Origin of the sequence: Granulicella sp. S156 (assembly GCF_009766105.1) — a bacterium.
Lineage (GTDB): Bacteria > Acidobacteriota > Terriglobia > Terriglobales > Acidobacteriaceae > Granulicella.
Genome location: NZ_LMUH01000008.1, coordinates 177,003 through 190,452 on the forward strand (window position 1 = coordinate 177,003; position 13,450 = coordinate 190,452).

The window sequence follows — 13,450 nt, forward strand, 5'->3', positions numbered from 1 at the left end:
TGCTGGTGCTCACTTCGTGCGCGATGGCTCTAACAGCGAGTCTATGCAGCCCGATGGCGCGATGATCGGATTGCAGCGCGCAATCACTCCGTGCGGCAGGGTAATAGAGAATCCAGACCACTTGGCCGGCTCGGCTGGCGGATAATCTGTGCTGAGAATCTGTGCTCCGCTGGATAGCGCTATTTTGGCGCGGGTGTAATCATTGTTGCGCGCCTCTTCCGTGCCGTCATCAGTGCGAGTACGAATCAGATAGCCTTCACGCGCGAGCATGTCGATCTGTTCCTTGTTCGGGGTATTTTCTTCAATGAAAGCCGCGTCTGGAGCGCCAGGTTCAGCGTTCGTAAAGATGACGCGGCCGCGAAGTGCCAGATGCTCTGCGGTATAGACAGGCGTGACGGGTTTCTGGTCCATAAGAAAAACGACCTTGCCGCGAGAGCGGGCGAGTGTCGGCCAACCACCCGATCTTCCCCTAACGGATTTACCGGTTGCCTGAATGGCTTCGGGCAGAGTGTCATAGCTGCCTCGAACCTGGTCTGGCGTAATGATCTCCGATTCCTGGAAAACCGAGCGGATTTCAGCGTCGAGGGCGTCGAAGGTTCGCGAAGTAAAGGGTTCGGGGCCGTCAGGAGTTGTTGGAGCGTTCGGGCGTCCTTGCTTGGTCTCCACCAGAATGAAGATGGGCAAATGGTGCGGGTGCTGCTGTGACCAGTTACGGATGATGGTGAGGCAGGCGATGAAGGTATGGCAGGAGCTGCGCTGATCGAAATTCATTACATGCATCACCTTGAAGCCCGGCTTATCCATCTCGTGCTGCGGATCGAAGTCGGGATCTGGAGGTAGTCCTGCCTGGGAAACCTTATCGACAATAGCTGGGTGCGAGTACCTGCCACCTTTGGAGTCGGCATACACATCGATTTCCAACTGGCGCACGCCGCCGCTGAGCTGATCGTCAAGAGGCGGATGAGCATAGTCGAGTTCGCGCATGGCCTTGGGATTCTGCTGTTCGATCAGCTTGCGCTCGCTGGGTGCAACGCCCGTGTGGTAGCTGTTATGGCTCCCAATCACCTGAATCTGATTGATATGAACCACCTGATCCTGTTGAGAAGCAGTGGTCTGTGCAACGGCGCAGGACGGGAGCAAGATGATGATCAAGGCGGCCCAAAGGATGTTTTTCATATCGATATTTCGTAGGTTCATGAACTTTAGCTCTCTTAAAAGTTTGGGTCGAAGTTGAAGTAGATGGGATTTGACAACCCAACCATATTCCCGCTGAGTGCCATCGATCCAGGAACCTGCGGATAAGTCGTCTGCGGCCCCTCGACCTCGACTCGATAGTAGGTTCGCCCAAGAAGTTTTGGGGTATCGGTGAACTCGACCGTTGTCGTCTTACCCCCAATGGCCTGCAAGGTGCTGAACGGGTCGCCGTCCTTCACAACATGAACGGTATAGGACGCCCCGGCAACCGTATTTCCTGTCAATTGAACGCGGAAGTTCACCGGCTTGCCCGTTGCCTTTGCGTTGTCGCCCATCATCATGTCCATCTTGCCGTCATGGTCGAGATCGGCATAGAACTCGACACGAGGTGCATAGGGATTCGCACTAACGGCAACGCGACCATTGGTCAGCGCATCAACGATCGCTTGCAACGTCCGCCCCTTAGCAAATACCCAGGTCGTAGGCGTCCCGACATAATTGACCTGCCGCTGATACGTATTCTTGGTCGCCAGATCGGGAGAGTCTGGAGTGCCATGATGTGAGTCGCTTCCACCTCTCCCGGTCAGCTTGCGGCCCGACGAAAGCATGTCGTCCCAGATCATGATGGCGTTGGCATTCTTCGCCCAGACCGCAGAGTTCCAGACCTCAATTGAATCGACCAGATCGTACGAAAAGCCGAAATGGTCCTTGCCGCTGGGATGATTCGCCGACAGATGAATCGCCAACTCCTTCTTCACCGCCTCAATCACGATGTCGCGTTGGTCGCGCACATCGTAAAGCCGCTGATGATCGTACGGCGTGGCAGAGAAGGCGTTGCCGTGACCTCGCGTCGTTGTCCACTCCGCGCCATAAAGAAGCAGCACTGTGTTCGACTTGAACTCCGGATCGGTCCAGGTGTTATGCGCGACATCGCCCTGCACATGATTGTCATGGTCGGTGATACAGAGATAGTCCATTCCGACAGACTCGGCGAAGGAGATGATCTTAGCCTCGGAGTTATTGCTAGAGTCCTTACTGTGCCGGGAGTGCAGATGAAGGTCGCCCTTCAGCCAGATGCCATCGGTAAGGCTGGCAATGGGTGGCAGGGGGCCTACGTCAACGGGTGTCCAAGGGTTGGTGTGGTCCGTCTGACCTTGACCCGAAACGCCGAGAAGCCCTGCCATCATCAGGCCCGCCAGAAAAACATGAAAGCGCATTTCATTCCTTTCAGAAGAGCTCGAGGCGGCTCCTGTGTCCTTCCTCGATGCCACCAGTTATTGTTCTCACAGAGTTGCCCGAGCCGGCTTCGGCTCGAGCAGCCTGATGTCTATGCTCAATCGATGCTTAGAAGCTGAACTTCGCTCCGAACTCCATCGTGCGGTTTTCGTTGACCACCGACGAGATCACTCCGTTGGAAGCGGGGTTACTGACGGCCGAACTGGGGACGCTGAAGTTGGGGTGATTGGCGATATTGAAGGCATCCGCGCGGAGCACTATCTTGTATCTCGCCCCAATGGTTGTGGTTTTCTGCAGGTTCATATCCCAGTTTTGATAATGAGGTCCCCACAGCATGTCGTAGCCCGAATTGCCGAATGCGTAAGGGGCAGGAGCGGTGAACGCTGCGGTGTTGAACCACTCCCCAAGGGTCTTGTGCGCCGGATACAAAGGGACGCCCGGAACGCGATCTGCTCGGCCGCTTGCGCCATAGACCTGGGAGCCCGGCGCCGTGTAAGTGACAGAGAAGGGCTGTCCTGTCTGGAATGCGGTGATGCCCGCAATCTGCCATCCACTCACGAGTCCATTTGTAAGGTTGCCGGCGGAGCCAAAGAAGGCTTTTCCATGGCCCATCGGCAGCTCATAGGCGTAGTTGACCTCGAGCGTCTGCGGAGTAATGCTCGAGATGTTTCCGTAGGAGTCGCCAATGGTCTGCGGGTTCTGATAATTTTCAACGCCCAAAACCCGTATCCATTGGTACTCGGCATTGATCATGAATCCATGACTGTACTGCTTGTGCACGCCAACCTGTAGCGAGTTTCCCGTGGTGTTGTAGATCGGAGCGAACTCTTCGCTGATCGTGGAGAACGGCTGAAAGGGACGCCGTGACTGTTCGGAGGTCGGTCCGGGTGGTGCGAAGTTGATATCCGGTGCCGTGTTACCCGGACCACCATAGTTGTTCTGGTGGATCGTGCGCTGGCCTACGTAGCCGATCCGAAGCGACATTGAACCGGGAAGCTGACGTTCAATCGCCAGGTTGTACTGCTCCGTATAGGGTGTGACAGTGCTGTGCTGCGAGATCGTCGCAGGATTGGCTGGCACCGAAGCCGTGGTGGCGAACGGAGCATTCATTGTGATCTCGGGCACGGTACCAGCGGGTTGTGTGTAGTTCAACGCAGCGACAAAGGGAAGCGTGTCGAATCCTCCGCCGACATAGGAGGAAGGCAACAGGTTGTAATACACCCCGAATGCTCCACGAATTACTGTCTTCGTACCAAGCTGATAGGCGAAACCGAACCGAGGCGCTATGTTATGGGTAGGCTGGCCCAAATAGGCATACATACTGGTCGGCAGACCGATCGAAGGAGCAAGTACCGTGTCTGGAACATATGCGGGAATGGTTGCCGAGGGGTAGCTGCCGGCGAACACCGCGACTTTGCCCACGCTGGGTATAAAGAGCGACTCCGTACCATAGGGATTGTCATGGAAGCGCTGCAGGTCATAGCGGATTCCATAGTTCAGTGTCAGGTTCGGCAGGATCTTCCAGTCGTCCTGGATGTACATGCCATATTGGCTTGAGTTATAGCGAACCACATAGTCGCTGGGAGTTGCATTGCCCGTCGTGCTCGGATATCCGAGCAGATAGTCGGCATAGGCAATTCCCGAGTATTGGCCGGTGAAGGTGAACGAACCGTGCGACTGGGAGCTGTCCTGCCAGTCGTCGTCGAAGAGATAGGTGAAGCCAGCCTTAAGAGTGTATCTCGGGAAGACCTTGGTGAGGGACGTGCTGCCCTGATAAGTTTGTTCGAGGTTTTTCGAACCGGCTTCAGAGAAGGGTGTGATGTTCGTGATCGTTATGGATGGCGCACCTTCGAGCAGCTGTGGACCAAGCCCTGGAATGATCGCGGCGAAGTCTGTCAGGTAGTTCTGTGCGTCGCGGTAGAGCGGCAGATGCTGGTAGGCGACATAGCTGTCGAGCAATAGGCTGGGTGAGAAGGTATGGGTCCAGCCCGCCACGAAAATATCGTCGTGTTCGCCGTCACGTGCTACGCCGCCGGCGAGGCTGGATCCATCACCCTGGGTAGCCACGTCTTTGAACGGTCCATAAAATGCGCGAAGCCACGAGCCTCGAAGCTGATCCTTCTCACTGATCTTGTGATCGATGCGGATATTGAAGCGAGTCACTTCCGTTGTATGAGGAACAAGCTCAAAGGTGTTTACGCCAGTGGTCTGCGTTGTCGACGAAGGCATAAGCAGGTTTTGCAACTGAACATCGACCGGATTGAACGGCACGTTGATTTTGTTGCCAGGGAAAGGCTGGCCAGTTAGCGGGTTCACGATGATAGTGCCGGCCGCGCTGGTGGCGCAGCTGCCACCAGCAAGAAAGCAGCTAAAGTCGCCATTGCGCTCAGCCGCCGTAGCCTGGGTGCTGGTGAGCGGATTGGACTGGGTCAGGTGAAAGCCTTCGTAACTGGCAAAAAAGAAGGTACGGTCCTTACCGTTATATAGCTTGGGGATATAGACAGTACCTGAGAAGTTGCCCCCATACTCGTTGCGTTGATAGGGGGGACGGACCGGCGCAGCGGAGCTGGGTCCGAAGTAATAGGGTTTTGCGCCAGTACCTCGGCTGCGATTAAATTCGAGAGCTTCGCCATGGAAAGCGTTGGCTCCGCTCTGGCTGACGATGATGACTTGATTAGGTTGATTGAATTCGGCCGGAGCTCCGGTGGTGATGACTTTGAACTCGGCAAGAGCATCCAATGCCGGAACCTCGCCTAATCCACGTTGCAGCGAGACTTCCATATTGGTGACTCCGTCGAAGGTGAATCCGGCATCTCCGTAAGAATTGCGCTGGTTCGTGCCGAAGGCGAGTGTGACACCACGGACCGGAACCTGATCCTGTGCGGCAACGTCCTGGACTCCTGGGACAAGATTCAGCAGACCCAGAATGCTGAGGTGACCATTCAGTGGCGTGTTCTTAATGCTGGAGCTATCGACCACCAGCCCGACGGAAGATGTTTCGGCTTGAATTACCGGGCTTTCTGCGTTCACACTAATAGTCTGCTGATTCGCTCCCACGTTCAGCCTGGCGTCGATCTTTGCAACCTGATCGATCGCCAGTGTGATGTTGTTTTCCTGAGATGAATCGAATCCGGCCTTGTCGACCTTGACGTTGTAATGGCCCGGAGCGAGCTGCGTCACCGTGTAGGACCCTACATCGGATGTCGTCACGGTTCGTGTTGCGTTTGTTCCAACCTGAAAGATCGTAACGGTTGCTCCGGTGATCGCTGCCCCACTGGGGTCCGTCACCGTTCCGGTGATCGATCCAGTGATTCCCTGACCCAACGAAACCTGCACCGCTGTGATCGCAAGGAGGAACACCAGGACGACGATGAGATTCAACCGCAGGACAGGCCTCTTCTCTCGTGTCCTGTCTGATTGCAAGATTGCGTGCGGCGTCTCCGATAACAAAGTTTTCATATTGTCCTATTCACTTTCGTGGGAATGCACACAGCATGAGTGCGAGTTGGCCTCGCTATCCCGAATGTCTCGAGTATTGGGTGGCATCGCAGAACGCGGTAGGGGTTTTTCTTGTGTGCGATGGTGTGGACACGGCGCAGCGCAGTTATCTGCAGCGAAATCATCAAGGCGTGTATTTCAGCTGTGTGAATGAACACATGTGTGCGAATGCTGCCGGACACGTTAATTTACAAAGGGTTCATCAAGTCACTTTAGAGTCGAACTGAAAAGAAGAAAGTTCCCACGCGATGCAAACCCTTGAGCCATCACCGAAGGCCGAGCCGGTTTTTTTATCCCGGCTTGACGGCGTGCTGGGGGCAGAATTGCCTGTCGATGCGGAAGATCGCCGTTGGCAGCTTGCAATGCGCATCGCCGCCAGCGGGTCGCTGGGACGTTCGGGGCTGCTCTCGGATTTTCTTCTCTATATCGTCGATCGATGTATTCGAGGCCGCACAGAGGAGATCACGGAACAGCAGATCGGTGTGATCGTCTTCGGCAGGGCGGAAAATTACGACCCGAACGACGACAACATCGTGCGCAGCTATGCGCGCAAACTGCGCAAACGTATCGAAGGGTACTTCACTACGGAGGGACGTGAGGAGCCTCTACGGCTTGAGATCCCTCGCGGCGGATACACGCCAATTTTCTCTGACACGCCTCAGGTCTTACCCGAGACCGACGACGGCATCGCTTCCGGAGTTACCGAACCCCAGGGGTCCGGTGTATCGCATCCGGCAGTGTCGGAGAGGCTTGAGGTTATCTCCCCTGTTATTCAGGACTTCTCGTATCGAGCGCCCGGACATTTCCGGATCATCCCGGGCACAGTGCTCGCGCTTCTTATCGGCGTTCTCCTCGGGGTCGGTATCATGCTTCTGAAACACTCCAGATTGATGGAGTCCCGGCAGGAGGCACTATCGCGCATCTTTTGGAGACAACTCTTCAGTAGGGATCGCGACACCTTCGTTGTGCCTTCCGACGATGGCCTTGTCATCATGCAGCGGCTTCTTGAGCGCCCGGTGCCACTTACCGAGTACATCAATGGGAGCTATCGGACCACAGTGAAGATAGACGATAATCCCGATGCGAAGGACATTCTCAAGTTGGGTGGGCGACGCTTCACCAGTGTGGTCGACCTAGACTTCGCTGCGCGCCTGGCCCAATTGAAAGACCTTGTCCCTGAACGGATGATGATCCGTTATGCGCATGATTTGCGCATGGACGACCTGCGCACGGGCAATGCCATCTTGATCGGTTCCGACGAGTCAAATCCCTGGCTTGAGCTCTTCCGTCCTCAGTTGCATTTCCGGTTCCGATTCGATCCCGACCCGGATAAGCCATCGGGATTTGTGAACCTGTACCCACGCCCCGGCGAAGCCACAATCTACACCACCAAGGGACAACAAGATCAAACCTACGGGATCATTGCCTACTTGCCAAATCTTAGCGAGACTGGCCACGTCTTGATTGTTGCCGGCCTAAATGCTGCAGGAACGGAGGCGGCAACGGCATTTTTACTGAATCCTAAATCGATGATGCCCACTCTGCTCCAAGCAAGAACAGCGCAGGGAAATCTGCAGCCATTCGAATTGCTGGTAGGCGCCGGTAACGTGGCAACCAATGCCTCGACGCCGCATGTTGTCCTGGAACGAATTGGCCCACCTCCCGGACATTAAAAGCCTAAGATTTGAGCCTTTTCTCACCGCATCTTGTCTATCCGGAGCCGAGATCACTAAGACTTCGGATCGCGAGCCGTCTGCCTGCGGTGAACCAGTTGGAGAAAAAGCTGCTCGTGATGTGATTGGAGCACGCTATTTGCTGATATATCGTAAGGCGTTGATTTTCTTGGAGCGGGAGACCGGGATCGAACCGGCGACATTCAGCTTGGGAAGCTGACGTTCTGCCACTGAACTACTCCCGCTTTGAGCCTGATTATACGCTGTCATCAGAGTTCCGCGCTCCTTCAACTTCGCGCTTTGTCCGCGAGAGATCGCAATGCCGGCAGCACATCCCCGAGCGCTGTTGCCGGTGCGCCGCTCGTCCCCAGCGCAAAGTAGATCTTGCGATAGAGCGCGAAAAGCTCGTCATAGACCGCAGCCGTGTGGGTGTCCGGCAGGAATGTTTTGTACGGAAGGCAGATCGCAGCCTGCGCCGCTTCAATCGACGGAAACACTCCGGCAGCGAGGAACGCAAGGATTCCCGAACCTAGCGATGTTGGCGTGCCGTCGGGGACTAGCACCGGTTTATTTAAAACATTTGCGTAGATCTGATTCAGCACATTGTTCTTCTGCGGAATACCACCAGCATTGATGACGCGCTCAATCGGCACGCCCCCTTCCGCCATGCGTTCCAGGATGATGCGTGTGTGAAGTGCCGTTCCTTCAATGGCGGCAAACAACTCGTCTTCGGCAGTGTGCAACAGGTTCCAACCGAGAGTCACGCCGCCAAGCTCCGCGTTCACCAGCACCGTGCGGTCGCCGTTGTCCCAGGTGAGCCGAAGCAGGCCGGTCTGCGCCGGCTTATAGGCGGCGATTGCAGCCGACATCTCCCCGAGTGGCTTATTGGCTCGGCGCGCAATCGCCTCAAAGATGTCGCCAACGGCGGAGAGACCAGCCTCGACACCGGTGTACTGGGGATGGACGCTACCGGGAACGACACCGCAGACTCCCGGTATCAGTCTTTGCGAGTGCGTCATCGCAATGATGCACGTCGAAGTGCCAACCACATTGACGACATCGCCCTCGCGGCATCCAGCGCCAAGCGCATCCCAGTGGGCATCAAACGCTCCCACTGGAATGGGGATACCGGGCTTAAGCCCCATCTCCTCTGCCCATTGCGGTGAGAGATAACCCGCGATGTGGTCAGATGTAACGCACTCCCCCATGAGTTTTTCGCGCACGCCATCCAACAGAGGATCGACGCTGGAGAGAAACGATTGCGGAGGAAAGCCGCCCCAGCGCGGATTCCATAGCCACTTATGGCCCATCGCACAGACCGAGCGCTTGACCTGACTTGCATCGGTAATACCTGCGAGGGTTGCCGCGACCATGTCGCAATGTTCGAATGCCGAGACGAACCGCTCACGTTTATCCGGATTGTTACGCAGCCAATGCAGCAGCTTCGCAAAACCCCACTCGTGGGAGTAGACGCCACCGCACCATTGGATCGCTTCCAGACCTTCTGCATGAGCGCGCGCGGTGATCTCGGCGGCCTCGTGCTTGGCGCGGTGGTCGCACCATAGGTAATACTCGTCGAGTGGCTGCATGCCATCCCCTACAGGGATGACCGATGAGCCTGTCGTATCGAGTGCAATGGCTTTCACCGCTGTACCGTCAATCTTCGCTTCGGAGATTGCGCTCCGTGTTGCAACGACGAGCGCCTGCATCTGGTCGAGGTGCGATTGCGTCGCGTAGTCCGGGTCTTCGCGACGACGATGCAATGGATATTCGGCGGACGCCGTGGCAAGCCGGCCTGCCTCAGAGTCGAGCAGCGTGACGCGAACCGAAAGCGTCCCAAAATCGACGCCTGCAACGATGGGCATAGTTTTCTCTTTCTCTCTACTGGCCGTAGGTGGCTTTCGCGCCATGCTTGCGGAAGTAATGCCTGTCTAGCAAACCCTGCGAAACACCTTCACAGGCCTGATTCAGGGTAACGGTGAGAAAGGCCATGCGCGCAACTGATTCGAGCACCACCGCGTTGTGTGCAGCCTCATGAGGAGTGCGTCCCCAAACAAAGGGTGCATGCCCTGCGACCAACGCCGCAGGCGTTGCGAGCGGATCGCGGCCCGAAAATATCCGGGTAATCGCAATGCCTGTGTTCAACACATACTCTCCCTCGATCTCTTCATCACTCAGTGGGGCCGTCACCGGCACCGGACCGTGAAAGTAATCAGCGTGGGTTGTGCCATAGGCCGGGATGGCGCGACCAGCCTGTGCCCACGCCGTTGCGTACTCGGAGTGCGTATGAACGACTCCTCCAATGCCAGGAAACTCCCGATAGAGATGCAGATGCGTGGCGAGATCGGAGGAAGGCTTGAACTCGCCATCGACGTGTTTGCCGTCGATCGTGAACACCGGAAGATCCTCCGCCTGGAGCTTCTCATACGGAACTCCGCTCGGCTTGATGACCACCAGATTGTTCGCACGGTCGATGCCGCTGGCATTGCCGAATGTATACAGAACAAGCCCGCGTGCAACGATATCCAGGTTCGCGGCAAGTACCTCCCTGCGGAGCCGGTCGAGGGCCGTGCTAGTGCTGGAAACAATCATGATGCAACCTCCAGGTCGGTTTGCGTACCAGCAGTGCGGGTATCGGGTGCGTTTGACATAGATCTACCGACAGCCTGCAAAAGCTTAGGCAGGAAAACGTTTACCAATTTAACACACCGACGTGAGGAGTTGCCCTACTCGCATGCCAGCGGTTTTCCAGACAAGAAGCCACTTGCTGCCAAATAGCGACACTTAATCTTTATTATCATAGACTTAGAATATAACCCTTGTCGAGAAACAGGACGTATATTGACAGATCTATAACGAAAACCTTTACTGTTACCCTGTGACCTTAAAGCCGCGTACTCCCGTCGACATTCGAGCCGTAGCCAAGCGCGCCGGTGTATCCATCGCTACCGTTTCCCGTGCCATGAACGGCATCACGACCGTGGATGCTGAGTTGGCCAAACGTGTGATGAGGGCTGCGGAGGAGTTGAATTACACGCCCAACACACAGGCACGAGCTCTTGTCTCGGGCCGCAGCGGCATGATTGGATTGATCGTCTCAGAGATCACCAATCCGTTCTTTCCGGAGCTGATCCAGAGCTTCGAGGACTCCGCGGTGAAGCGTGGCTACGAGATTCTGATCGGATCCACGAATTACTCGGCGGAGCGGATGATGCAGTGCGTACGCCGCATGGTGGAACGCATGGTCGAGGGAGTGGCCGTCATGACCTTTGGCATGGATGAGGACCTTGTTCAACAGATGGTGGAGCGAGGAATCCCTGTGGTCTCGATCGGCCCTAAGAACAGCCTCGAAGGCGCTTCCTCTCTACAGGTCGATTTCAGACGAGGCCTGCACGAAGCTGTGCAGCATCTGGCGGTCATTGGGCATCGCAAGATCGCATTTATCAGCGGCCCGCTCAGCCTGGACTCAGCGCGACAACGCCAAAAAGCCTTTCAAGAAGCCATGAGCAGCATCTCCACACCAGTCCCGCCGCAGTTTGTGATTGAGGGAGACCACACCATGGAGGGCGGCTTCGCCGGTGCCGAAAAACTGCTCTCCCTCAAGGAGAAGCCAACGGCAATTGTGTGCTCGAACGATATGACCGCTATCGGGGTGCTGCATGCCGTCTCAGGCCGTGGATTAAAAGTGCCGGACGATATATCCATCATCGGCTTCGACGACATTCACATGGCACAGTTCACGGTACCGCCGCTTACAACGATTCGGATGGCGTGCTCCGATCTGGCTACCGCAGCACTGGATGCACTTCTGCACGATACAGCCGAGCCGATGCGCAAGTTTGAGGCGACACGAATGATTCCAACGCGGTTGATTGTCCGCCAGACGAGCGGCTATCCCAGACAGCATGCCGTGAAGCGGACAAAGCCCGCAGCAAAAAAGACTTCCGCCCGCCCGGTGTCCGCGGATTAGTAGTTGATATAGACGGGATTGCCTAACAGCCAGAGCTTGCCTTCGGGTCCCATGACATCGACTCGAATCCAATGGCGTTTTCCATCGCTCTTCCACGAAAGCTTCTTCGTCTGGTCCTTATCTACGATGGACACATCGCTGCTCAAGGGCACCGCCTTTCCGTCTACGGTCAAAACCACTATGCCGGTGGCTACGTCAACCGCGTGCACATCAAGCTCAACCGTTGCGTCGTTCGCGACTTTCAAAGAATCACCCATGTGAGCGGTTTGATCTCCGGCTCTTGCCTCCAATTCGACCATGCGGTCGTGAGAGCCTGTCAGATCGATACAAACATGTCCTGCAGCAATCCCTGCCAGAATCGCAGGTGTCGATAAATCCGAGGCGTATACGACGGTAGTCGGGTTTCCCACCGAGCCTATTTGATCCAGAGGTTTCATCGGCCGATGGTTATCGCTTCCCCCAATCGCAGTCAGCCGAAAACCAAGGTTCAACTGCGTTTCCCAGAACGGAATTCCGGAGGTATCCGGATCCTCACTCCCGCTGTTCACCGCCTCAATAGCCGTCAGCAGATGCATGTCTACGGGCTGGGGAGGGGTCCAGCCGCAACCCATGCAAGCCTCGCCTGTGTAGTCGCGAGGATGATTAATCGAAGTAAGCGCTCCGAGCTGGCGCGCGCTTCGCAACAGGGTGTCTGCATCCGGAACAGCTTTGCTTCCCAGCCGGAAGTCGACGAAGTCCGTAGTGCCGAGAAAATTGATGTGCCCATAGAAGGTGGTGACTTCCCTTCCCGGAATCAGCAACAGTTTGTCGAAATAAGGCTGCAGTTCTCGCATCGCATTATATTGCGACGTCGCGTTGTGATCTGTAATCGCGATAAAGTCGAGCTCGCGCTGGGCCGCCGCATTGACGGTGGCGAACACAGGACATGCAACCATCTTGCCCGTCTGACTGGGGCACTGACCGTCGCTGTGGCCGGTGTGCATATGCAGATCGCCGCGATACCAAGCCGGCCCGCTGCGCAGGGGCACGTTCAATACCGCTGGCTCGTCGGCGACCAAACCCGTGTGGCTGAAATCAATGTGCAGCGTATAGTGCGCTGTCACCTGCGGCCGGATATTAGGGACTCCGATCACGACCTTCCACTTTCCCGTTGGGATAGGCCCAGGCAGACAGGATGGCGTCGCATCCGATAGTCCCACAGTTAGCAATTTCTTATTGCCGCCGCTCCAACAGCGCAGCTCGGTCGGATCCGCGAGACCAAGATCCAGTGTCGTGCGCTGGTCTTTGCCTGTGTAGTCGAAGGTTAGTGTCACCCGCCGTGTTCCTGACGGGACATCAAACGGCACTTCTACGTAACTGTGGTTTTGTGCACCGTGGACTTCGCCCTGCAAGACGATCGAGTTCGTTGCAGCTGTCGCATGATGATCCAGAGGCTGTTGCGTCCACATTTTGAGAGCACCTAGAAACACGCAAAGCAGAATCATGGACATCTTTGCTGTTGTTGCAATCCAACTCTTTCGTAGCACCTTGAAGCCTCCTGCGCTTGCCGGCATATTTTGGATGATACTTAACGGGAGATACCAACAAGTGCCAGGGCGCAGCATCAATCCTCGGTCAAGCGTATCTTCGCAATGCGGATGCTGGGGTCACTACACCAAACGTCAAAAAATCGTACGCTAAGGTTCGTTGCGCAATCGTTCGTTTGCGCAATCTGAGAAGGTCTGCTCGACGACCGGTCTCAATACTTCATCGTGTTCAGATCTTCGCACGCCTCACGGTTACCTCCAACGACTCCTAAGTAGACAGAAGCTGCTAGGTCGTATCGACATATAGCTGGAGTCTAAGCCAGGCGCAGGCGAGAGCGGTACATGAGCGGAAG

Annotated in this window: 8 protein-coding genes and 1 tRNA gene; 2 read left to right on the forward strand and 7 right to left on the reverse strand. The window is 56.0% G+C overall.

From position 1 onward, the window contains the following. Window positions 1-9 precede the first annotated feature (9 nt). The 3 genes from GSQ91_RS07590 to GSQ91_RS07600 all read right to left on the reverse strand — a co-directional run bounded on the left by GSQ91_RS07590 (window position 10) and on the right by GSQ91_RS07600 (window position 5,889). Window positions 10-1,197, reverse strand: coding sequence for a phosphatidylinositol-specific phospholipase C1-like protein (locus GSQ91_RS07590; protein ID WP_254064410.1), 1,188 nt, complete (start codon window positions 1,195-1,197; stop codon window positions 10-12). Window positions 1,198-1,211: 14 nt separating this feature from the next. Further along, a complete protein-coding gene (locus tag GSQ91_RS07595; RefSeq protein ID WP_158820742.1) occupies window positions 1,212-2,411 on the reverse strand; it encodes a CehA/McbA family metallohydrolase in 1,200 nt (399 codons plus the stop codon). A 127-nt stretch (window positions 2,412-2,538) separates the two neighbouring features. Further along, window positions 2,539-5,889 carry a TonB-dependent receptor gene (locus tag GSQ91_RS07600; protein ID WP_158820744.1) on the reverse strand — a complete coding sequence of 1,117 codons (3,351 nt, stop codon included), beginning with the start codon at window positions 5,887-5,889 and terminating at the stop codon, window positions 2,539-2,541. Window positions 5,890-6,176: 287 nt separating this feature from the next. On the opposite strand from GSQ91_RS07600, the gene GSQ91_RS07605 reads away from it, so the two are divergent. Beyond that, complete coding sequence (locus GSQ91_RS07605) at window positions 6,177-7,601, forward strand: hypothetical protein (RefSeq protein ID WP_158820746.1); 1,425 nt, start codon at window positions 6,177-6,179, stop codon at window positions 7,599-7,601. Between the two features lie 170 nt (window positions 7,602-7,771). Here the strand turns inward: GSQ91_RS07605 and GSQ91_RS07610 are convergent. The 3 genes from GSQ91_RS07610 to araD all read right to left on the reverse strand — a co-directional run bounded on the left by GSQ91_RS07610 (window position 7,772) and on the right by araD (window position 10,193). Then, window positions 7,772-7,846: transfer RNA gene (locus tag GSQ91_RS07610), tRNA-Gly, on the reverse strand. 42 nt (window positions 7,847-7,888) lie between these two features. Continuing rightward, entirely contained in the window at window positions 7,889-9,466 is a 1,578-nt protein-coding gene (locus tag GSQ91_RS07615; protein WP_158820749.1) for a ribulokinase, read from the reverse strand. 16 nt (window positions 9,467-9,482) lie between these two features. Beyond that, complete coding sequence (araD, locus tag GSQ91_RS07620; protein WP_158820751.1) at window positions 9,483-10,193, reverse strand: L-ribulose-5-phosphate 4-epimerase AraD; 711 nt, start codon at window positions 10,191-10,193, stop codon at window positions 9,483-9,485. A gap of 286 nt (window positions 10,194-10,479) precedes the next feature. Between araD and GSQ91_RS07625 the strand changes: the two genes are divergently transcribed. Further along, complete coding sequence (locus tag GSQ91_RS07625; RefSeq protein WP_254064411.1) at window positions 10,480-11,571, forward strand: LacI family DNA-binding transcriptional regulator; 1,092 nt, start codon at window positions 10,480-10,482, stop codon at window positions 11,569-11,571. Here GSQ91_RS07625 and GSQ91_RS07630 read toward each other — a convergent pair. Continuing rightward, window positions 11,568-13,097 (reverse strand): CehA/McbA family metallohydrolase, encoded by a 1,530-nt coding sequence (locus tag GSQ91_RS07630; protein WP_216845131.1) that lies wholly within the window; start codon window positions 13,095-13,097, stop codon window positions 11,568-11,570. The two genes, GSQ91_RS07625 and GSQ91_RS07630, sit on opposite strands and share 4 nt — an antisense overlap. Window positions 13,098-13,450 lie beyond the last annotated feature (353 nt).